The following is a 21,908-nucleotide window of genomic DNA, read 5'->3' on the forward strand; positions in this document are numbered from 1 at the left end:
GAGAGTGAGCAAACATGAATCTGCAGGTTGAGATGGAGCATCACAGGCATATTCTGATCGTCCGTCTATCCGGGGAACTGGATCATCACACGGCCGATCATGTCCGGATGCAGCTGGAAGAAGCCATTCAGAGACGTCAAACAGAGCACTTGGTGCTGAGCTTAAAGGAATTGGACTTTATGGACAGCTCAGGTCTCGGGGTCATCCTGGGACGCTATAAATTCATCAAGCAAAAGGGTGGAAAGATGGCGGTATGCGATGTGAAGCCGCAAGTTTACCGCTTGCTTGAAATGTCGGGGCTGTTCAAAATCATGCCGATATATGAGAACGAGGGTACGGCACTCTCGGGTTTGGAGGTAGTGTCATGAGTGAAGGAAGAGCACAGCATAATTTTATGACTCTGCAGTTTGCCGCAAAGTCGGAAAACGAATCCTTTGCCCGTGTCGCCGTAGCTGCGTTCATTTCTCAGTTGGATCCCAACATGGATGAGCTCAGTGACCTGAAAACGGTGGTTTCCGAAGCGGTCACGAACAGCATCATCCATGGCTATGACAGCGATCCGGTGGGCGTTGTCAAGATTGAGGCTTCGATTGACGGGGATATGATCACGCTGCGCGTTGAGGATTCGGGTCGAGGCATTGAAGATTTGGAAATGGCCAAGCAGCCGCTTTATACATCCAAGCCGGAGCTGGAGCGATCCGGCATGGGATTCACGATCATGGAGAATTTCATGGACGAATTTGAAGTGGTCAGCGAACCAGGCAGCGGTACGTCGATCAAAATGAAAAAGAGGATCGAATCTAAGAAAGCTTTATATAATTAGGGGTTGGACAAATGGATGCCGATGTGAAGAAAACTTCGCAGACTTATTTGGACGACGCGGAGGTCAAACGACTCATTGCACTTAGCCAAAGCGGGGATAATGTCGCCCGGGATACGCTCGTCAACTGTAATATTCGTCTTGTCTGGTCTGTCGTTCAGCGGTTCATGAACCGGGGGTATGAGCCTGATGATCTATTTCAAATCGGCTGTATCGGTCTCCTGAAGTCAGTGGACAAGTTCGATCTCAGTTATGACGTAAAGTTCTCTACCTATGCCGTACCGATGATTATCGGAGAAATTCAGCGTTTCTTGAGAGACGACGGGACCCTGAAGGTCAGCCGGTCGCTCAAGGAAATGGCGAACAAAGTCAGGAAGAAGCGGGACGAGCTGTCCAAGCAGCTGGATCGTCTGCCTACGGTGAAAGAGGTTGCCGAAGAGTTAGGGGTAACACCAGAGGAAGTGGTGTTTGCCCAGGAGGCGAATAAACCGCCGACCTCGATTCATGAAACCGTATTTGAGAATGACGGAGATCCCATTACGCTGATGGATCAGATAGCCGATGAATCGCAGGAACGATGGTTCGACAAGCTGGCCTTGAACGAAGCGATAGGCGGCTTGACCGAGCGGGAGCGGCTCATTGTGTATCTGAGGTATTACCGGGATCAGACACAGTCGGAAGTTGCCAGCCGGCTGGGGATATCCCAGGTACAGGTATCGCGGCTTGAGAAAAAAATATTGCAGAGCATTCGAAACGAGATTGCGCAGTAGCGCTTCCTTTTTTCTATATAAGCCTGCTCCATTCGGCGCCGCCCTTAGGGTGGCGCTTTTTTGCGTTTCCGAAGCTGTTTTTCAAGTGGCCGAAAAAAGAAAGTATGGTAAATCCGAGTAGAAACGAGGAGGATTTACCATACTAACGGTAATTTAGCAGTAAAGGAGTGTTTCGGATGAAGGTTAATCCCACTCCGACGGTGTTTCTGCAGCTCCGGAGCCGCATCCGGTTACCGAGAGATCAGACCGTCAAATTAGGTGATGTTGCCTTCATAGTCTGTGAACCCGAATGGGAGAGAAGGCTTAGAGACCTGCCGCTAACGCAGCCGAAGGATATCGATGGCAACCGGCTCGTCATGGATCTGATTCAAATCATACCGAAGATTCAGAAGGTGATTCCGGGCGCCCATATTGAAACGATGGGAAATCATCATACCCTCGTGGAGCTCGTAGGACCTGACAGCAAACGATCGAAACTCTGGTTTCCGCTAATCTGGCTGCTGTTGTTTTTCGGGTCCGCACTAACCATCATGAACTTTCATGCGGACGTCAATATGCTCGAGGTACAAATTCGAATCGTCGAAATGGTGACAGGGAAAAGAGACGAGCATCCATACTTGTTTCAAATTGCGTATTCCCTGGGTCTCGGTTTCGGGATGACGGTGTTCTTCAATCATTTGTTCAAGAAAAAATGGAATGAGGAGCCGACCCCGCTTGAGGTGGAGATGTATCTTTACCAGGAAAATTTGGACCAATTCGTGGTTGCCGAGGAATACCGGAAAATGAACACCGCGGCTAAACCACCGGGTGAAAAACCATGATCTTGTCCATTCTCCAGGCTATATTCACCTGTGTTCTCGGCGTAGCGGGAGGCATTGCAGTCGGCGGCGGAGTGATCGCGCTCATCATTGTGCTGGACATCATTCCCAGACTGTCTCAGCTGACCGGAACCTATAACCGGGTGCATTGGTATGAAGGTGCACTGATTATAGGGTCTTTCATTGGGACGGTGGCAGATTTCTGGCGATGGTCCGTTCCGCTGGGTCCGATCGTGAGTACCGTAATCGGGTTGATGTGCGGCATTTTTATCGGCATGCTGGCAGCCGCGCTGACGGAAGTTCTGAATGTGCTGCCAATCCTGGCCAAGCGGCTCCGGTTAAAGGGGTATCTGTTCGGACTTCTGATGGCCATGGTGGCAGGCAAGGTGGCGGGCTCCCTGTTCGACTGGTTCGTATTCAGCAAATGATAGTTTATGGCTAGGAGGTAGGTTATGGACGATAAAACAGCACATAATGACGGCAACGTTGATCTGGTTAAAGATATTCCGATTGTTCCCCCATCGGAGATTAAAAAGTTGAATGAAGAGGCGCTGAAGGAGAAGAGGGAAGCCGAAACCTCTGACAGCACCAAGGAATCGGTCATCTATTGGCAGCAGACGGACGATGTTCCCGCGAAGCTGAGCGATCTGAAAGAAACGCTTAAGGAAGTGATCGGCCTCGGAGTCTCGTTTGATGTGATATTCCGCGAAATGAATTTTGCTGGCAGAAATGCAGGGCTTCTCTTCTTGAACGGGTTCACCAACGATATGGTGGTGACGGAAATATTAACCCGATTGACGTACCTGAAGCCTGAGGACGTAAACAACCAGGCGCTGAACGAAATGATGAACCGATATATTCCTCATGTCCAGGTGGAACGGGATACGAGGCTCAGCAAGGTAATTGACGAGGTTCTCTCGGGCCTATGCGCCCTGTTCATCGAGGATGCCCATTCCGCCATCATCCTGGACACCCGGAAATATCCGGTTCGGGGACTTGAAGAGCCTGCGGTCGAACGTGTCGTTCGAGGCGCCCGGGACGGGTTTACGGAGACGCTTGTGACCAACGTGAATCTGGTCAGGAGACGGGTTCGTGATCCCGGACTGCACGTGGAGATCATCAAAGTGGGAAGGCGGACGAGAACGGACGTCAGTCTGGTCTTCATCGATGACATAGTCGACCGCACCCAAGTTGAGGCTATTCGCAATAAAATCGAGGAAGTGGATTTGGAAGGATTGCCCCTAGGCGATAAGCAGCTGGAGGAAGCGATTGTGAACAAGGGATGGCACCCCTATCCGCTTGTCAGGTATTCTGAACGGCCTGACGTAGTGTCCTCGCATCTCCTCGAAGGCCGGATCGTGGTCATGGTGGATACTTCTCCGAGTGTGATGATTATGCCGACCACGTTCCTCGATCTCTGTCAGCATGCCGAGGAGAACCGACAGACCCCATTTATGGGAACGTATCTCCGCTGGATACGCTTTATTGGTATATTTGCTTCCATGTTCCTGCTGCCGTTGTGGATGCTCTTGGTGATCCATCCGGAAATGAAGCCACCCGGACTGGATATCCTCGGACCGCAGAAGAATACGGAAATTCCGATTATTCTGCAGTTTCTGATCGTTGAGTTCGGTGTGGACCTGCTGCGGCTGGCTGCCGTTCATACGCCGACGCCGCTGGCCTCGGCGATGGGGTTGATCGCTGCCATTTTGGTTGGCGACATCGCGGTTAAAACCGGATTGTTTGTCAACGAGGTCGTTCTGTATATGGCGGTTGCGACCATCGGGATGTATGCGACCCCGAGTTACGAGCTGGGGCTTGCCAACCGGATGGTCAGGCTGATTCTGCTGATTGCCACGGCCTTGTTTGGAGTAAAGGGCTTTGTCATAGGGACCACACTTCTGATTCTGGTTCTGACCACCCACCGCTCCTATAACTCCTCTTACCTGTGGCCATTCATACCATTTAGTGCAAAAGCAATGGGCGAAATTTTATTCCGGAAACCGCTGCTGATGTCCAGAAGAAGGCCGGCTATCAATAAAACCCGTGACAACACAAAAATGGGCTCTGACATGAATCCGCGAGGAGAGCATTAACAATAACACAAATGTTGTGTTGAAAAATCCATTTTGCTTCGCTTACGTTGTCTGCTATACTGTGAACAATTATTCGGTTATCCTATTTTGAAACAATGGATCGGAGGAATTGTAAGCATGTTTTTACACGGTACAAGTAAGATCAACGATCAGGGGCATTTGGAAATCGGCGGGTGCGACACATCCGATTTGAAAGCTCAATATGGAACACCACTATATATTGTAGACGAGCAGTCGGTGCGCAACCGCTGTCGGGAATATATCGAGGCATTCAATGCTTCCGGGTTGAAATTCCAAGTCGCGTATGCAAGCAAGGCGTTTTGCGTCATGGCTATGTGCCGCTTGGCGGATGAGGAAGGCATGTCGCTTGACGTGGTTTCCGATGGCGAGCTGTACACAGCGCTGCAAGCAGGATTTCCTGCGGAACGGATTCATTTCCACGGGAACAATAAGACGCCGGAAGAGATTGAAATGGCGCTTGATGCACATATCGGCTGTTTTGTAGTGGATAACGTGATTGAACTGCACATGCTGCAGGCCATTGCAGCCGAGAAGAACCGCACCGTTAACATTCTGCTTCGCGTGACACCGGGTGTTGAGGCTCATACGCATGAGTATATCTCCACAGGTCAAACCGACTCCAAGTTTGGTTTTGATATCGGTAACGGCTCCGCATATGAAGCGGTAAAGCTTGCAGAAGCACAAGGGAACATTAACTTGATGGGCATTCATTCCCACATCGGCTCCCAGATTTTTGAGGTGGAAGGCTTCCAGATGGCCGTTCAGCGTGTTGCCGAGTTTGCTTCTTCTGTAAAAGAAGGCTTGGGCGTTGTGTTCAAGGTTGTAAATCTTGGCGGCGGGTTTGGTATCCGTTATGTGGATGGAGACACTCCGCTTCAAGTATCCCAGTATGTAAAAGCGATTACGGATGCGGTGAAAACTCACTTTGCTGGTCTGGGTTCCGAACTTCCTGAAATTTGGGTGGAGCCGGGCCGGAGCATCGTTGGCGATGCAGGCACCACGCTGTACACGGTGGGCACAAGCAAGGATATTCCAGGCGTACGCAAATATGTTGCCGTAGATGGCGGGATGACGGACAATCCTCGTCCGGCGTTGTATGAATCGAAATATGAAGCAGTGCTCGCCAACCGTGCTAACGATAAGGTTGAAGAAACCGTGTCCATCGCTGGCAAATGCTGTGAGAGCGGGGATATGCTCATCTGGGATCTGGATCTTCCGAAGGTAGAGACAGGTGATTTGCTGGCTGTATCCTGTACAGGTGCCTACAACTACTCTATGGCAAGCAACTACAACCGCATCCGCAAGCCGGCAGTCGTATTTGTGAAGGATGGCCAGAGCAATCTGGTCGTACGCCGCGAGTCGCTTGCAGACATCATCAGTAACGACATCGTGCCTGCGAATGTGGCAAAAGAAACCGTAACGAGCTAAATAATCACCTCAGTTAGATATGAAAAGCCATTCCATCAGAGGGCCCGCCAATGCCTCAGAGCTGCGGTCAGGGCTCTTTGGTGTGCCTGTTCAGCTCGACATGGCGGGTGCGCGAGGACAAGTTCATTTTGCTTCGAGGCTCAATTCATAGTAAACTATAAAATGCATTATGTAACAAAACTACTGAAGCGGTCTAATAACGGAAGGAGATACACCTATATGGCAAAAAAAGCGAAGATCACACTGGAAAACGGTAAAGAGGTATTGCTTGATCTGTTTGAGAACGAGGCGCCGAACACGGTAGCCAACTTTGAGAAATTGGCTAACTCCGGTTTTTATAACGGCCTTGTATTTCATCGCGTAATCCCTGGCTTTGTCGCTCAAGGCGGCTGTCCGCAAGGAACGGGTACCGGCGGTCCGGGTTATACCATCAACTGTGAGATTAACCCTAACAAACATGAGCGTGGAAGCTTGGCTATGGCGCATGCAGGCCGTAACACAGGCGGCAGCCAGTTCTATGTATGCTACGAGCCGCAGCCGCATCTGGACGGTCAGCATACTGTGTTTGGTAAAGTTGTGGAAGGCATGGAGTACGTGGATGCATTCAAGGGCCGCGACAAAATGGAAAAAGTAGAAGTATACGAAGCGTAATTGTTAGCTTCCGGATTGGACAGGCGCACCTTAGGGTGTGCCTGTTTTTATGATGATGGTAATTAGAAAATCGGGGATGCGGATTACGAAGGAAATAATCTGCGAAGCTCCTCCGGAACTGATCTGCTTTTGCGAGTATGGGGATCCATGGCTACACTGGTTACCTCTGCATCTGCACACAGTTCACCTTCCTTGTTGTGGATCTGCTGCAGCATGACATAACTCGTCCGTCCGACAGATTTCGGCTCGGTCGAGATGGTCAACCGATCGCCTTGACCGCACTCCTTGCGATAATTGATATTAATGTTGACGGTTACGGTTTGGACACCGAGTTGTTTTAGCACGTCATACCGGAGGTCCCCAGCCTCGTACCATTCTTCTCGGCCCCATTCGAGATACTCCAGGTATTTAGCATTGTTTACATGTCCATTGACGTCAATTTCCGTAGGTCGGACGATGATGTCCAGGGATGTTTTCATCGTTGTTTGCTCCTTTTTAACAGAGATCAATACCTCATGTTTATCCATCAATTATGTTCTCTCTTACGACAGGATACTCCTGCTCCCAGCGCATCATTTAAGAAAACAGCAGGTCATGGGAAATGGATATTAAAGTTATGTGCTTAAAAAAAGTTAGTGGTTTTTCCTTGCAATTTTCAAAAGGTGGTGATAAGATTCATCATAAGATAAAACAACTTCATAAGTTTAATCCTTCGGGGCAGGGTGAAATTCCCTACCGGCGGTGATGAATGCAGTGGGCTTAACGTAATGTTAGCCAATGACTGCATCTTAGTCCGTGACCCGGATACGTGTGTGAATGACACCGTATGCGGTGGACCTGGTGCAAATCCGGGACCGACAGTATAGTCTGGATGGGAGAAGGAGTGAAAGACACATTGGCGGCAGCAAGTGCAGTCGTGTCTATGCACAGATCGTGACATGCGTTATGTGCAGGTTTTCACATGCGAATCAAAGCAGGCTTTGGCGATTATTTGTTGTCGCTGTGTATGGCTTTGAGTTGTTTGTTGTAGGCAAAACCTGCGTTCATGACGGTTATTTACCTTGTCATCCTTTAACTTCCATCAAGCCCTGTTCCGGATTCTTCTGAATCTGAAGCAGGGCTTTTTTAGATATCAGAGAGTATGCCCCCTTTGAAACAGGGGCTTTTATGATATCGAAAGACCAATTACTGCTAACTGCAGTCTAACAATGTGGAATGTACATCGATCACTTTATTTTTTATGGAGGTTGTGAGAGGGGGCCCATGTGTACCATGGATATCGTCAACGATGAATTCTATATGTCACTTGCACTGGACCTGGCCGAACGTGCTCAAGGACAGACGGGTATCAACCCGGTTGTCGGCTGTGTCATTGTGAAGGATGGTGCGCTTGCAGGAGTGGGAACCCATCTGGAGCGTGGAACCCCGCACGCCGAGATTCATGCCTTGAACATGGCCGGAACCAAAGCGGCTGGCAGCACGGTGTATGTGACGCTGGAGCCTTGCAGCCACTACGGATCGACACCTCCTTGCAGCGAAAGGTTGATCGCCGAAGGGGTCAAGCGGGTGGTCGTGGCGTGTGAGGACCCGAATCCGCTCGTTGCGGGCAAAGGCATCCAGATGCTGCGGGCAGCCGGAATCGAGGTCGTGACAGGGATCTTGAGAGAACGTGCGCTTCGCTTATACGAAGCCTTCATTAAATTCATTACGACGGGTCAGCCGTTCGTCACGTTGAAGACAGCAAGCACGCTGGATGGCAAGATTGCATCGAAAACCGGTGATAGCAAGTGGATATCGAGCGAAGAATCCAGGGAGCTAGTTCACACACTTCGTCATCGTCATCAAGGCATTATGGTCGGGGTGTCCACGGTTATTGCGGACAATCCAAGCCTGACAACGAGACTGAGTGTTGGAGGGCTGCATCCGGTCAGGATCATTGTGGACTCCAGCCTGCGAATGCCGCTTGATAGTCATGTGGTATCGGACGGAACGGCACCCACCTGGATTTTGACAACGGAGCAGGCAGATGAAGGCAAGCGGACATTGCTGGAGGAGCGGGAAATTCAAGTGATCCCATGCGGGGAAGGTCCGCGCGTTGATCTGAAGGCGGCCATAGCGAAGCTCGGCCAGATGGGCATTTCCTCGATTCTGCTTGAAGGAGGCGGCACACTGAACGGCGCCATGCTGGAACAGAAGCTTGTGGATCGGCTTATTCAGTTTATTGCCCCAAAAATCATTGGAGGGTACGATGCTCCGGGGAATTTCATGTTTAGCGGTTATGAGCAAATGAACCAAGCCATCGTGCTGACAGGGCTTGAAAGTAAAAGACTGGGCGACAATATTTACATCACCGGCATTCCGGTCTGGATGTAAGACATCGGGAAGGAAGGAGGGAAGCCTGTGTTTACGGGATTGGTTGAGGAAATAGGTGAGATGAGGCGAATTGGCCGCAAAGGCGAAGCCATGCTGCTGAGCATTTCGGCCAGCCGGATCATGGAGGATTTGAAGCTGGGTGACAGCGTTTCGGTCAATGGCGTATGCTTGACTGCAACGACGATAGATCGAGGGATATTTACGGTTGACGTGATGCCGGAAACCTATAGAAATACCAACCTTAAGGAGCTTCAACCAGGTGGAAAGGTGAATCTTGAACGGGCAATGGCGGCCGGAGGCAGATTCGGGGGCCACATCGTCCAGGGACATGTGGATGGAGTCGGCGTGATTCGCAGCGTGCAGGCTGATCAGAATGCGGTGGTCTATGAGATTGCACCTTCGCAAGATGACTTGTTTAAATACATCATCCCCAAAGGCTCGGTTACACTGGATGGAATCAGCTTGACCGTTGTGAAAACAACGGATTCCTCCTTTACGGTTTCCATCATCCCCCACACGCTGGCCGAGACTGTGCTGGCCTATAAAAAAGCGGGCGATACGATTAATATCGAATGCGACATTCTTGGTAAATATGTGGACCACTTGCTGCATTACGGCTCGGAGGGTGCGGGCAGCAGACGTGGGCCGAACCCGGGAATCAGCAGGGATTACCTTGCCGAGCATGGATTTGCCTAGCTGATATTCATACAGGTATCTCCATGAGAAGAAGGAGGAGTAGCAATGGAAGAGCGCTTTTCATTTCATACCATCGAAGAGGCGTTATCAGATTTGAAGGAAGGCAAGGTTGTCATTGTAGTAGACGATGAAGACCGTGAGAATGAAGGGGACTTCATCGCACTTGCCGACAAGGCAACTCCGGAAGTCATTAATTTCATGATTACAGAAGGCCGGGGGCTGGTATGTCTGCCGATGACGCAGTCCCGGGCACAGGAGCTTGATCTTAAACCGATGGTTACCCAGAACACGGACTATCATGGAACGGCCTTTACGGTTTCTATTGATCATAAGCATACCACGACAGGCATCTCCGCTTATGAACGGTCCGTGACCGTTCGGGGCATCATGGATTCAAGCGCAACCGCGGCTGATTTTCGCAGACCGGGGCATATGTTTCCCCTTATAGCCAAAGACGGCGGAGTCCTTCGCCGGGCCGGCCATACAGAGGCTGCTGTAGATCTTGCCAGATTAAGCGGGTCCTATCCTGCCGGGGTCATCTGTGAGGTGATCAAGGAGGACGGTACAATGGCACGACTTCCGGATCTGGTGGAGATTGCCAAGAAACATGACTTGAAGCTGATCAGCATCAAGGATCTGATTCATTACCGCAATGAGAAGGAAAAGCTTGTCCAGCGAGAGGTATCTGTACGGATGCCTACCGATTTCGGCGTGTTCCAGGCTGTTGCCTATACCAACGATGTGGACAATAAAGAGCATATTGCCTTGGTGAAAGGGGAGATTGACGGCAGCGAGCCTGTCCTGGTGCGTGTGCATTCCGAGTGCCTGACAGGTGATGTGTTTCACTCCCATCGCTGTGACTGCGGTCCTCAATTCGAGGCGGCACTCCGTCAAATTGATGAGGCGGGAAGAGGCGTTCTTCTCTACATGCGTCAAGAAGGGCGTGGCATTGGCCTGATCAATAAGCTGAAAGCTTATAAACTGCAGGAAGAAGGTCTGGACACGGTTGACGCGAACCTAAAGCTTGGCTTTGCCGCCGATTTGCGGGATTACGGCATCGGAGCTCAGATTCTGAAGGATCTGGGCGTAAGGCAGATCCGCCTGCTGACAAACAATCCGCGCAAAATCAAAGGCTTGGAGGGCTATGGCTTGGAGGTCGTGGAACGCGTGCCGATCCAGATGCCGGAGAACGAGGATAACACCGGCTATCTTCATACGAAGCAAGCGAAGCTCGGTCATATGCTGAAATTCGATGATATCGAGCAGAACGAGAGCACCAACTAATCACCAACAAAATAATAGGTCAATCTGGTTTTTTGGTTGCTTCTTAGATAGACCGAGCGAAGAGGACGGAATGCTGCTGGAGAAGCGTTAGCGGTCGCCTTTAACTCCTGATTTCCACCTTGGAAAATAAATCCTGAAATCAGGAGTTAACAGCGATCGGAAGCAGCAGCCGTCAGCGCAGCGGGCTTCAAGGAGCAATTGTAAACACCAGTGAGACCTTATATAAACTCCAATCCGAAAGGAAGTCATCCCATTATGGCAACAATATTTGAAGGTAAATTAGTATCCGAAGGTCTGAAATACGGTATTGTCGTGGGTCGTTTCAATGAATTTATTACCAGCAAGCTGCTGAGCGGCGCACTCGACGCATTGAAGCGTCACGGAGCCCAGGAGAATGAAGTCGATGTGGCCTGGGTGCCGGGAGCGTTTGAAATCCCGCTCATTGCCCAGAAGATGGCAGAAAGCGGCAAATATGATGCCATTATCACCCTGGGAACCGTCATCCGCGGCTCCACTACCCATTATGATTATGTGTGCAACGAAGTGGCTAAGGGCGTATCGGCCATTAACCTGAAGACCGGCGTACCTACCATTTTCGGTGTGGTAACGACAGAGAATATCGAACAAGCCGTGGAGCGTGCGGGAACGAAAGCCGGTAACAAAGGCTGGGATTCAGCCATGGCGGCCATCGAAATGGCAAACTTGACGAAAAGCCTAAAATAGTGCTTATTTAATGTAGTGCTCTTTTTCAGAGCACTGCATTTTATTTTTTGGCGGGAGGATTCACCGTGACCGTATTATACAAGCTGGAAACGTTTGAAGGACCGCTCGATCTGCTGCTGCATTTGATTGATAAAGCGGAAATCGACATCCAGGATATCCCCGTCAGCGAGATTACCGAACAATACATGGCCTATTTGCACAATATGCAGGAGCTGGAGCTCGAAATTACAAGCGAATTTCTGGTAATGGCTGCAACGCTGCTGTCTATAAAGAGCAAGCTGCTGCTTCCGAAGCCCCCGGTTATCGAAATGGACGAGTTCGATTTTTATGATGAGGACGACATGGATCCGAGAGCGGAGCTTATACAGAAGCTGATCGAATATCGCAAATACAAAGGCATTGCCCGCCATCTTCATGAGAAGGAATGGGAGCGGAGTCTGATCTACTCCAAGGAAGCGGAAGACCTCACTCCTTTTATGCCTGAGGTGGAAGAGAACCCGGTGCTGGGGCTGCACATTTCAGATTTGATCAGTGCTTTTCAAAAAGCGTTAAACAAAGCAGTCAAACGTACATCGTATGCCCGTATTCAGCGGGATGAAATATCGGTAAAGGATCGGATTCGTCAAGTCATGGATGCCCTGGAGCAAGTGGGACCGGGAGGACGTGTGCTGTTCTCCAAGCTGCTTCACGAAGAGATGGAACGGCATGAAATCGTAGTGACTTTCCTGGCCATTTTGGAATTGATGAAAATGAAACAGATATTGTGCTATCAAGAGAAGTTGTTTGAAGATATTGTCATGGAGTGGAGAGGGGAAGAACGTGTTGATGGATTATCCGAAGCTGAAATCGATTATTGAGGGGCTTCTGTTCCTATCGGGGGAAGAGGGCTTGTCGGTAAGGCAAATTGCTGAGATCACCGAGCAGTCGGATGGCCTGGTTGGCGAAGCGCTTGAGGATATGAAGGAGGAGTGGGAGCGTCAGGAGCGCGGAATTCAGATTGTTCAAATCGCGGGAAGCTACAAAATGGCTACATTGTCTGAGCATGCGCCGTATTTTGAACGCCTGGCCTATTCGCCTTCACGGTCTTCACTGTCTCAAGCAGCGCTGGAAACACTCTCCATCGTTGCCTATCGGCAGCCGATTACGCGCGTAGAGATTGAAGATATTCGCGGCGTTAAGTCCGAGCGGGCAATTCACACCCTTGTCAGTAAAGGTTTGATCGAGGAAGTCGGGCGAGCGGAGGCGATTGGCAGACCCATTCTGTATGGTACAACCAAATCGTTCCTCGAATATTTCGGACTTGCCAATATCAAGGATTTGCCGGAGCCGTCGCAGTTTGAGGATACCGATAATCTGGAAGAGGAAACGCAGTTGCTGTTTGATAAGCTTGATGGTCGTCAGCTTACATTTGATGATGTGGAGGAAAGCTAGCCATTATTCAATATTATAAGCCTTAAGTAAGAGCTGATCCTGGGAGTGGTGAATTCACCGTCCGGGATTTTTTTTGATTGAAAGTACATGAAATCGGGAACCTGGGATAGTTTTCGCATCATTTTGAGGAGATTTTGCCATACTAAGCCAAGCGGATTACATTTTACTAAGTTCGTTTTGGGGGTTACTTTGTGAGGGTTTGGATTTTTCTGGCGGTCGGTCTGGTTGTCCTCCTCATCGTATTGCTGATCGTTGTGCTGAGTTCCAAGATAACGATTAAGCTGGATGTGGTTCTAAGAAAAGATGAATATAAAGCGTTAGCGGAACTTAAGATGATTTTCGGTTTGATTACGCGCAAATATGAAGTCCCCTTTCATCTGGCCAACGGTGGCATTGAATATAAGAAGGAGACCGTTCCCGGAGAACAGGGGATCCCGTTAGGTTCTAACAAGGAGAAGATTTCTTCAAGCAGAACCATTCGATACAGGGATTATGTGCGGGCATTATTATCGACGAAAGGTCTTAAAAAATGGGTTAAGCAGACGATGGCGGCGGTTCATCTCATGGATGTCCGATGGTCGACGCGGATTGCCTTGGAACATGCGGCAGATACGGCCGTTGCAACCGGGATGCTGCATGGGGTGAAGCATACGCTTCTTGGATGGATGTCCCACCGTTTAAACATGAAGGACATGCCTCAAATCGATGTAGTGCCGATATTTAATGGCCCGCCGCAAATTTCCACTGAACTATACTGTATAGCGAAAATCTCCTGCGGAAAAGCTATGTATGCTGGACTGGTACTTATAGTTCGCGTGTTAAAGGTGAAAGGAGGAGTTAGATCATGGCAGAACACCCTATTCAAGGCTTGATGCAAACGGCAATGGAGAACATCAAGGGAATGGTGGACGTAAATACGATCGTTGGCGACCCCGTTAATACACCTGACGGCAGCGTAATCTTGCCCATCAGTAAAGTGGCCTTTGGTTTTGCAGCTGGCGGCAGCGACTACAATGTTGAAGCCGGTGGCACACACCATCATTCCACAGACGGGACGCATAGCGACCATATTTCCCATCCTTTTGGCGGAGGCAGCGGCGGTGGCGTATCCATCAGACCGATTGCTTTTCTAGTCGTAGGAAAAGAAGGCGTGCACATCGTGCCGCTGGATAACCAGACCCATCTGTTCGAACGGATCATTGATTCAACCCCGTATTTGCTTGAGCAAATTCAGTCGATGTTTCAAACAGGCAACAGCACTGGCACAACACCACCGCCTGCGTACTGATTGGAGCAAGCATATCCCTTCCGTTCCTAACGGAAGGGATTTTTGCCGTTAAGATGATGCGTGCAGGAAAACCTCCTCTAAATAACGCCCCATGGCAACTGTATAAATCTGTCTGTAGACGTTTCTCTGATGAATTGGACATACCTTAAGCGAAGGCGACATATACTTGTACAAGATTTCTGAACACCGGAGGATAAGATGATGAAAATGAAATGGAAAAAAGGCAAGTCCTTGTTATCCATGTTAATCGCTGTATGCTGCTTGCTGGTTACGATTGCGCCCGTGGTGTATGCAGATCATGAGAAAGGGCCAGCGAACCATGCTCAGGCCGCAGCGCTGATCGATGTGACTTCCGGGAGGATGCTTTACAGCAAGAACGGTGATGAGCGCTTAAGAATCGCCAGCCTGACAAAGATTATGACAGCCATTGTGGCGATTGAACATGGCAAGCTGGACGATCGTGTCAAGATCTCCAAAAATGCTTTTGCCAAGGAAGGCTCCTCTATCTTTTTGAAGCTGGGCGAGGAGATGACCCTTGAGAATTTACTGTTCGGCCTCATGCTTCGTTCGGGTAACGATGCCGCTACAGCCATTGCCGAGTATGTCGGCGGTACAGAGGAAGGCTTTGTGATGCTGATGAACGAAAAGGCAGCCCAGCTTGGCATGACGAACTCGCATTTCATGAACCCGCATGGACTGGATCATGACGAGCATTACTCTTCGGCTAATGATATGGCCAAACTGACGGCTTACGCACTCAAGAACCCTGTTTTTAGCGAAATTGTCAAAACACCAACCAAAAAAGCGCCTAATCCAAACGAGTCATGGGACTACAAGTGGGACAATAAGAACAAAATGCTTCGTTTCTATGAAGGGGCCGACGGTGTTAAAACTGGCTACACCAAAAAAGCATTCCGCTGCCTGGTGAGCTCCGCCACCCGGAATGGCCAGCAGATTGCAGCCGTAACGCTGAACGATGGTAATGACTGGAACGACCATTCCAACATGCTGGATTACGGATTTGCCCATTTTCCTCTAAAGAAGGTTACCGAAAAGGGGCAGAAAATCCAGGGATACACCCTTGTCACGGGAAGTTCCTTCACCTATGCGTTTGCGCATGATGAGGAGAGTCGCCTGGTGAAGAGACTCGTTCTGCATAAAGCGACTGCGCCGGATGTTTCGTTCGGACTTCGCGGCCATATTGAACTGCTGCTGGATAACGTCAGCATCGGTAAAGTTCCTGTTTACGAAGAAGGAAGCAGGCTTCCTGAAACCCCGGACGTCATGCAGAAGTCCAGAAGCACATCCGGACCGCTGGGTTCGTTGTCATTATGGCAGTCGGCCGGAGAAGTGATCAGGCATCTGTTCAGGGCCAATCATAACTAGTCTTCGCTGAAGAGTTGTTTACACTCTCATGCAGCGAGGCATCGAACTGGGGGCGAAGAGATGATTAATTTGATTTGGATGGGGATGATACTGGTCGGGTTTGGTTTTGCGGCTATTAACGGGAACATTGACAGCGTCACAAAAGCCGCATTTGACGGAGCTCAAACAGGGGTGACAGTCTCCTTCGGTCTGATCAGCATACTGGTGTTCTGGCTTGGCATGATGCGGCTGGCAGAAGATTCGGGCCTGCTGAAAAAGGTTGCCAAGCTGCTGGGGCCAGTTGTTCGCTTTCTGTTCCCGGATGTGCCCAAGAATCATCCCGCGATGGGTTATATACTGTCAAATATGAGCGCTAATTTGTTCGGTCTGGGCAATGCGGCAACTCCGATGGGAATTAAAGCGATGCAAGAGCTTCAGAAGCTGAATCCGGACAAGGAGACGGCTTCTCCAGCAATGTGTACGCTGCTTGCATTAAATACAGCAAGCATTACGCTCATACCCACCACGCTGATCGCGATCAGGCTGAATTATGAATCGGCCAATCCTTCAGAGATTGTAGGCACCACGTTATTGGCTACAGCCGTTGCTACTGCGGCAGCAATTATGGCTGACAGGTGGTACCGCAGACGCACGATTCGTTGCCAGAAGGCGCCGGGAATCGGTACAAGCCTGGGCCCGGACGTAAAGGGGTGATGAACTTTGCTGTCTTGGATTAACCTCGTATCCGCATGGTCCATTCCCGTCATTATCGCCTTCATTCCTCTGTACGCTTATACACGTAAAGTTCCTGTATATGAATCGTTTGTGGATGGAGCCAAAGACGGTTTCTCCACGGCGATTGGGATCATTCCGCATTTGGTCGGCATGATGGTGGCAATCAGTGTTTTCCGATCTTCCGGCGCGCTGGAGTTTTTTGTGGGCTGGACGGGCCCTTTTCTTCATTCATTGGGAGTGCCAAGCGAGATACTGCCGCTAGGCATACTCCGTCCCCTGACAGGCACCGGTTCACTTGCCTACACCACGGAACTGATCAGGGCATACGGCCCGGATTCCATGATTGGCCGGATCGCTTCGACTATACAGGGGAGCACGGATACAACCTTGTATGTGCTGACCGTTTATTTTGGCGCAGTTGGTATTCGCAACGGACGTTATGCGCTGAAGGTGGGGCTGTTCTCCGATTTGGTTGGGTTTATTGCCGCAATCGCCGTTTGTTTGCTGGTTTTTGGTTAGCCCTATATCCTATGGAGTGTGCGATGGTATGATAAGGTATGCAACAAGACGGGACGTTTTTCGATGTAACAGGACGTATGCCTATACCCTTGGTTTCACGGTGTCATATACTGCTGCAATTACGAATTGTAGTGGGGGTGGCGCAAGTGGAATTCGAGGGTTTTGTTATTCATCATACCGTATGCGAGCAGGAGCCGCCGAATTGGGATTTCAAGATCCACCCGGATGGGTCGGTTTCTTCCTCGTCTGTGCTGATGCGGCGGGATCACATACACATCTGCCTGGAAGGAGACTTCAATCTCGGTTACGAGTCCATGAATTTGGATCAGAAAACCCAGCTTTTTACCGCCAGCAAAATCATTTTGGAGCTGTCCAGGCTTCATGATATTTCTCCGCTATACTTATTTCCACACTCCGACTCCTGCCCTGGAGCACATTTTCCATGGAACGCGCTTGTGATTTATCCTGTCGATGGTTATCATTAGGGATGAGGTGACCTAACGAACATGGAGAGATTACAGAAAATTATGGCACAGGCCGGAGTCGCTTCCCGCCGCAAGTGCGAGGAATTGATTCTTGAAGGCAAGGTGCAGGTGAACGGAGAGACCGTTACCGAACTCGGCACGAAGGCCGATCCAGCCCAGGATATGATCACGGTTTCTGGCAAACCGATCAAGCATGAGAAAAAGGTATATGTCATGCTGAATAAACCGAAGGGAGTCATTACGAGTGCTTCTGATCCCGAAGGTCGAAAAATTGTATCGGATTATCTGAAGGGCATAAAAGAGCGCGTCTATCCGATTGGACGATTGGATTACGATACAGAAGGACTTCTGCTGCTGACCAATGACGGCGAATTTGCCAATCTGCTCAGCCACCCCAAATATCACGTGCCAAAAACCTATTTGGCTACTGTGAAAGGGGTGCCTCATGGTACTGAGCTGGACAAGCTGCGCCAGGGGATTATGCTGGAGGACGGCATGACATCGCCAGCCGAAGTGGAATACAAGGATGTTGATCCTGATAATAAGCAATCCGTTATATCCATCACCATTCACGAAGGCCGTAACCGTCAGGTGAGAAGGATGTTTGAGGCCATTTCCCATCCGGTATTGCGCTTGAAACGGATCTCTTACGGGGATCTGCTCCTGCAAAATTTAAAACGTGGCTTGTACCGCCATCTAACAGCGGATGAAATCAACCAGCTCATGCAGATGGCCAAAGCCGCGAAGCCAGGCGGGAATCCGAAGAAAAAACGTTAAACCCGACACATAATATTCAAAATGGCGAGCGGCGTTTATGACAAATTTCGTTATAATTGTTCATAGGATGTTCACACCCGTAGTATACGATATGATGAATGTCATAGAAAGGAAGCTGCTGCTTTATGGGCAAATCGAAGAAAAGCGTACAGATTGTTATTCTGCTTGCCATCATCCTGGTCGGAGTGTACGCCGTTGCAACGGTTGTATTCGGCTCTGACGAGGTTCCCAAAGTTGGACAGAAGGCAGCGGATTTTGAACTTCTAGGCATGGATGGCAAAGTACATACCATGAGTGAATATGAAGGTAAAGCCAGGGTTATTAATTTCTGGGGCACCTACTGTCCGCCATGCGTGCGGGAAATGCCGGCTCTTCAAGCTCAGTGGGAGAAATGGAGCAGTCAGGGCGTTGAGATCATTGGCATAAATGTGGGAGAGAACAAGATGACCGTTGAGAATTTTGTGGCTCAGACGGGAGTTCAGTTCCCCATCTTGATGGACCCTAAGCGGGATGCAGTTGCCAGCTTTGGCGTCGGACCCATGCCAACAACCTTCTTTGTTTCCGCCTCCGGCAAGATAGACCATATTCGTATAGGCGAACTGGATTTGAACACCCTTGACAAACAAATTGAACAGTTGGTGAATGCGAAATGAGTCAAGGTTCCAAGCCTTTGATCCAAAACACAAAGTGTGATTGCGGACACCAGAATCCGACGGGGACGGTCCTTTGCGAGGCTTGCGGCAAGCCGTTGACCGAAGAAGCAGAGGCCCAGCCGGTTCTGGAAATGCGTTATGACGGGGTGGCCCGTCGATCACAAAAAGCAAATCCCGGTATTATTGATCGGGTATGGAATTTCTTTTCTTCGGTAAAGGTAGCCATTTATTTGATCTTGCTGACCCTGATTGGCTCCTCTTTGGGGACCATTTTTCCGCAAGAGAGCACATTCCTCAATATTGACCCCTCGGTTTATTACAAAGAGGAGTACGGGCAGCTGGGGCATATATACTACTTGCTCGGGCTGTCACATACATACACATCATGGTGGTTCGTGCTGCTGCTCGTCATGATCGGCGCATCGCTTGTCATCTGCAGTCTTGATCGTGTGCTGCCACTCTACAAGGCACTCAGCAGACAGCGTATCCCGAAGCATATGTCATTTCTTACCCGTCAGAAAGTTGTCTATCAAGGGCAGGTCGGGGAGGATGGAGCAGAGTGGGTCGAACGGGTGAAGCCGATAATCAAGAAGAAGGGCTACCGGGTTCGCACGGACGGCGGGACGCTTCTGGCAGAGAAGCAGCGGTTCAGTCGCTGGGGTCCTTATGTGCTTCATATCGGTCTCATTATATTCCTGCTTGCAGTTCTCGGACGGAATTTGCCCGGACTGCACATGGACGAGCACATGGCATTTCCCGAGGGGGAACCTGTGCACATCAAGAACACCAGTTATTATTTGTTGAATAATGGATTTAAGGTTGAATTCTACACGGAAGAGGATATGCCTGAAGAATTCAAAGGCAAGAACAAAGTGCTGCCAAAAGAATTCCAAACCCAGGCTGTTCTGTATATGTGTGAGGCCAATTGCGATGGACTGGATAAAGAGCCTCAACTCGTGGAATTGACACGCCATAACATTGAGGTTAATCATCCGCTCAATTACAAAGGGTTTAAAGCTTACCAATTCGATTATGACCTGACCCCGATTCTTCGTACGGTTTCGCCGGTGCTGGTTGATAGTAAGAGCGGTAAAGAATTTGGCAAGATTACATTGTCGATCAATGATCCCCAGAGGGAGTATCAGGCAGGGGAATATACGTTAACGCTTACACAATCCTTTACTGATTTTGGACTTGGCGATAACGGTAATCCGGTCAACCTGTCACCCAACCCGAATGCGCCTGCATTCTTATTTCTGATTAAGGGGCCTGATCTGCCGAAGGAAGGCATTCAATACTTCTACTTTCCCAAGCAGCTCGATAAGGAACGGTTCAATCAGGAAGCAATCAATGCACAGCTGGCGGGTGGGGAGTCGCTCGTATCGCTGGACGTGCTCAGCATGGATGATGTGGACTTTTCGGAATCTACGACGTATTTGAATATTCGTGTGGATAAAGCGATGCCATTCATATGGGTGGGTTGTTTTATCGGCATGATTGGATTGATTATGGGCTTTTATTTCACCCATCGCCGGATCTGGCTGCGTATTGATAACGAAACACTGACTCTCGGCGCACATACGAACAAAAACTGGTTTGGGCTTCGCAAGGAAATCTCCGCGATCCTCAAGCAAATGAATATCGAAGTCGATGAAAAGTCATTGGAGAATAACAGGGGGAGTAAGGATGAATCTAATTGAGTTTAGCGGCGACGCCTTTATTGTAGCCTTTACCTTATACTGCGCGGCATTCATCATGTATGCACTTGCCGTTATGGGACGCCGGTTCCGTAAACGGGATCCGGAAGCTCATTTGGCTAAGTGGGGCAAGATTGCATTTGTTACAGCAACGATCGGTTTAATCGGCCACTTGCTGTACTTCTTTACAAGATGGGCAGGCTCGGGGCATGTGCCTGTCAGCAACATGTATGAGTTTATGTCCTTCTTGTCGATGGCCATCATGATTGCTTTTCTAGTCCTTTATTTTATCTACAAAAAATCGCTGCTCGGATTGTTTGCATTGCCGCTGGCTATACTGATCATGGCTTATGCAGCCGTATTTCCGCAGCAGGTACAGCCGCTCATTCCTTCGCTTCAATCCTACTGGCTGGGGATTCACGTGACATTGGCGGCGCTGGGTGATGCGTTTTTTGCCGTAGGTTTTATAGCCGGATTGATGCACCTGCTTCGTACCGTTAACTTTAGCGGAACTGACAAGGGCTCGCGCAGGGAACAGCGCTGGCTTGAGCTCTGCATGTTTGCCATCGTGGTACTGATCGGATTTATTTTGTCGGTATACAGCTTCCGTGCGGGCGGATATCAGGCCGAGTTTAACCAGACATTGGTTGACCCGAAGACAGAAAATAGTACAATAGTAAAAGTGGAATATAACATGCCTCCACTTGTTGCACCGTATAAGAGTGAGACGGAGAGTATGCAATCCTTCCTGGGCATGAAATCTCCGCTCATGGAAGCTCCGTCATGGATGCACGGGGTGAATGCAGGACGTAAGCTGAATACAGTAATATGGTCGCTGCTCAGCGGTTTGATCCTGTACGGTCTGCTCCGTCTCATTCTGCGCAAGCCGCTGGCGAAGTTCATCCAGCCTGCGCTCGGCAGACTGGATCCGGATGATCTGGATGAGATCAGTTATCGCGCCATTGCGATTGGTTTCCCGGTATTTACGCTCGGCGGACTCATATTCGCCATGATCTGGGCGGAAATTGCCTGGGGCCGATTCTGGGGCTGGGATCCAAAGGAAGTATGGGCGCTTATCACCTGGCTCTTCTACAGCGTATATCTCCATCTGCGGCTGTCACGGGGCTGGCAGGGCAAACATTCCTCCTGGCTGTCCGTTATTGGCTTTATCGTTGTCATGTTCACGCTGGTGGGCGTTAACTTGATTATTGCGGGCCTGCACTCTTATGCCGGAACCGATTAATGGTTAACTTAATAGCAATGAATTAACAATCAGAA

The 21,908-nt window shown here is 49.8% G+C and carries 25 protein-coding genes and 1 riboswitch; of the genes, 23 read left to right on the forward strand and 2 right to left on the reverse strand.

All coding sequences use genetic code 11. The features are described from left to right. Positions 1–14: 14 nt before the first annotated feature. The 8 genes from spoIIAA (at position 15) to M2277_RS12040 (ending at position 6,604) form a co-directional block, all read left to right on the forward strand. On the forward strand, positions 15–368 hold the full coding sequence (spoIIAA, locus tag M2277_RS12005; RefSeq protein WP_006209410.1) for an anti-sigma F factor antagonist: 354 nt from the start codon (positions 15–17) through the stop codon (positions 366–368). Beyond that, complete coding sequence (spoIIAB, locus tag M2277_RS12010; RefSeq protein ID WP_006209411.1) at positions 365–823, forward strand: anti-sigma F factor; 459 nt, start codon at positions 365–367, stop codon at positions 821–823. Before spoIIAA ends, spoIIAB begins: the two co-directional genes overlap by 4 nt. Before the next feature lie 11 nt (positions 824–834). Continuing rightward, positions 835–1,590 (forward strand): RNA polymerase sporulation sigma factor SigF, encoded by a 756-nt coding sequence (gene sigF, locus M2277_RS12015; RefSeq protein WP_006209412.1) that lies wholly within the window; start codon positions 835–837, stop codon positions 1,588–1,590. A 176-nt stretch (positions 1,591–1,766) separates the two neighbouring features. Continuing rightward, the gene (locus M2277_RS12020) at positions 1,767–2,411 is read left to right on the forward strand and encodes a stage V sporulation protein AA (protein ID WP_006209413.1); all 645 of its coding nucleotides are present in this window, start codon (positions 1,767–1,769) and stop codon (positions 2,409–2,411) included. Next, a complete protein-coding gene (locus tag M2277_RS12025) occupies positions 2,408–2,836 on the forward strand; it encodes a stage V sporulation protein AB (protein ID WP_280754826.1) in 429 nt (142 codons plus the stop codon). Before M2277_RS12020 ends, M2277_RS12025 begins: the two co-directional genes overlap by 4 nt. A gap of 24 nt (positions 2,837–2,860) precedes the next feature. Beyond that, positions 2,861–4,504 carry a spore germination protein gene (locus tag M2277_RS12030; protein WP_280754827.1) on the forward strand — a complete coding sequence of 548 codons (1,644 nt, stop codon included), beginning with the start codon at positions 2,861–2,863 and terminating at the stop codon, positions 4,502–4,504. Positions 4,505–4,621: 117 nt separating this feature from the next. Further along, a complete protein-coding gene (gene lysA, locus M2277_RS12035) occupies positions 4,622–5,953 on the forward strand; it encodes a diaminopimelate decarboxylase (protein ID WP_006209416.1) in 1,332 nt (443 codons plus the stop codon). A gap of 219 nt (positions 5,954–6,172) precedes the next feature. After that, complete coding sequence (locus tag M2277_RS12040) at positions 6,173–6,604, forward strand: peptidylprolyl isomerase (protein WP_076152382.1); 432 nt, start codon at positions 6,173–6,175, stop codon at positions 6,602–6,604. A gap of 83 nt (positions 6,605–6,687) precedes the next feature. On the opposite strand, the gene M2277_RS12045 is transcribed toward M2277_RS12040, so the two are convergent. Further along, entirely contained in the window at positions 6,688–7,083 is a 396-nt protein-coding gene (locus tag M2277_RS12045) for an acyl-CoA thioesterase (protein ID WP_036637027.1), read from the reverse strand. Positions 7,084–7,308: 225 nt separating this feature from the next. Next, a riboswitch (FMN riboswitch) is annotated at positions 7,309–7,491 on the forward strand. A 385-nt stretch (positions 7,492–7,876) separates the two neighbouring features. Between M2277_RS12045 and ribD the strand changes: the two genes are divergently transcribed. The 11 genes from ribD to M2277_RS12100 all read left to right on the forward strand — a co-directional run bounded on the left by ribD (position 7,877) and on the right by M2277_RS12100 (position 17,018). Then, positions 7,877–8,977 carry a bifunctional diaminohydroxyphosphoribosylaminopyrimidine deaminase/5-amino-6-(5-phosphoribosylamino)uracil reductase RibD gene (gene ribD / locus M2277_RS12050; protein WP_280754828.1) on the forward strand — a complete coding sequence of 367 codons (1,101 nt, stop codon included), beginning with the start codon at positions 7,877–7,879 and terminating at the stop codon, positions 8,975–8,977. Positions 8,978–9,004: 27 nt separating this feature from the next. Continuing rightward, on the forward strand, positions 9,005–9,673 hold the full coding sequence (ribE, locus tag M2277_RS12055; RefSeq protein WP_006209420.1) for a riboflavin synthase: 669 nt from the start codon (positions 9,005–9,007) through the stop codon (positions 9,671–9,673). Between the two features lie 45 nt (positions 9,674–9,718). Then, positions 9,719–10,957 carry a bifunctional 3,4-dihydroxy-2-butanone-4-phosphate synthase/GTP cyclohydrolase II gene (locus tag M2277_RS12060; RefSeq protein WP_006209421.1) on the forward strand — a complete coding sequence of 413 codons (1,239 nt, stop codon included), beginning with the start codon at positions 9,719–9,721 and terminating at the stop codon, positions 10,955–10,957. A 255-nt stretch (positions 10,958–11,212) separates the two neighbouring features. Further along, a complete protein-coding gene (ribH, locus tag M2277_RS12065; protein ID WP_006209422.1) occupies positions 11,213–11,680 on the forward strand; it encodes a 6,7-dimethyl-8-ribityllumazine synthase in 468 nt (155 codons plus the stop codon). 65 nt (positions 11,681–11,745) lie between these two features. Further along, complete coding sequence (locus M2277_RS12070) at positions 11,746–12,537, forward strand: segregation and condensation protein A (RefSeq protein ID WP_006209423.1); 792 nt, start codon at positions 11,746–11,748, stop codon at positions 12,535–12,537. Continuing rightward, a complete protein-coding gene (scpB, locus tag M2277_RS12075) occupies positions 12,506–13,111 on the forward strand; it encodes an SMC-Scp complex subunit ScpB (protein ID WP_006209424.1) in 606 nt (201 codons plus the stop codon). Before M2277_RS12070 ends, scpB begins: the two co-directional genes overlap by 32 nt. Positions 13,112–13,302: 191 nt before the next feature. Then, positions 13,303–13,983 (forward strand): DUF2953 domain-containing protein, encoded by a 681-nt coding sequence (locus M2277_RS12080; RefSeq protein WP_006209425.1) that lies wholly within the window; start codon positions 13,303–13,305, stop codon positions 13,981–13,983. Then, positions 13,956–14,399 carry a GerW family sporulation protein gene (gene ytfJ / locus M2277_RS12085; protein ID WP_006209426.1) on the forward strand — a complete coding sequence of 148 codons (444 nt, stop codon included), beginning with the start codon at positions 13,956–13,958 and terminating at the stop codon, positions 14,397–14,399. Before M2277_RS12080 ends, ytfJ begins: the two co-directional genes overlap by 28 nt. Positions 14,400–14,597: 198 nt before the next feature. Beyond that, positions 14,598–15,785, forward strand: coding sequence for a D-alanyl-D-alanine carboxypeptidase family protein (locus M2277_RS12090; RefSeq protein ID WP_280754829.1), 1,188 nt, complete (start codon positions 14,598–14,600; stop codon positions 15,783–15,785). Between the two features lie 60 nt (positions 15,786–15,845). Beyond that, positions 15,846–16,478 (forward strand): nucleoside recognition domain-containing protein, encoded by a 633-nt coding sequence (locus tag M2277_RS12095; protein WP_280754830.1) that lies wholly within the window; start codon positions 15,846–15,848, stop codon positions 16,476–16,478. Between the two features lie 6 nt (positions 16,479–16,484). Continuing rightward, complete coding sequence (locus M2277_RS12100; protein WP_006209429.1) at positions 16,485–17,018, forward strand: spore maturation protein; 534 nt, start codon at positions 16,485–16,487, stop codon at positions 17,016–17,018. A 119-nt stretch (positions 17,019–17,137) separates the two neighbouring features. Here the strand turns inward: M2277_RS12100 and M2277_RS12105 are convergent, their stop codons facing one another. Then, positions 17,138–17,401 (reverse strand): hypothetical protein, encoded by a 264-nt coding sequence (locus M2277_RS12105; RefSeq protein WP_280754831.1) that lies wholly within the window; start codon positions 17,399–17,401, stop codon positions 17,138–17,140. 123 nt (positions 17,402–17,524) lie between these two features. On the opposite strand from M2277_RS12105, the gene M2277_RS12110 reads away from it, so the two are divergent. The 4 genes from M2277_RS12110 to ccsA all read left to right on the forward strand — a co-directional run bounded on the left by M2277_RS12110 (position 17,525) and on the right by ccsA (position 21,873). After that, the gene (locus M2277_RS12110; RefSeq protein ID WP_006209431.1) at positions 17,525–18,280 is read left to right on the forward strand and encodes a pseudouridine synthase; all 756 of its coding nucleotides are present in this window, start codon (positions 17,525–17,527) and stop codon (positions 18,278–18,280) included. A gap of 125 nt (positions 18,281–18,405) precedes the next feature. Beyond that, complete coding sequence (locus M2277_RS12115) at positions 18,406–18,933, forward strand: redoxin domain-containing protein (protein ID WP_036636810.1); 528 nt, start codon at positions 18,406–18,408, stop codon at positions 18,931–18,933. Continuing rightward, on the forward strand, positions 18,930–20,633 hold the full coding sequence (gene resB, locus M2277_RS12120) for a cytochrome c biogenesis protein ResB (RefSeq protein WP_006209434.1): 1,704 nt from the start codon (positions 18,930–18,932) through the stop codon (positions 20,631–20,633). The genes M2277_RS12115 and resB overlap by 4 nt, the downstream gene beginning before the upstream one ends. Further along, entirely contained in the window at positions 20,620–21,873 is a 1,254-nt protein-coding gene (gene ccsA / locus M2277_RS12125) for a cytochrome c biogenesis protein CcsA (RefSeq protein ID WP_006209435.1), read from the forward strand. Before resB ends, ccsA begins: the two co-directional genes overlap by 14 nt. Positions 21,874–21,908: the final 35 nt, after the last annotated feature.

Source organism: Paenibacillus sp. LBL (genome assembly GCF_029893715.1).
Lineage (GTDB): Bacteria > Bacillota > Bacilli > Paenibacillales > Paenibacillaceae > Paenibacillus_AQ > Paenibacillus_AQ glucanolyticus.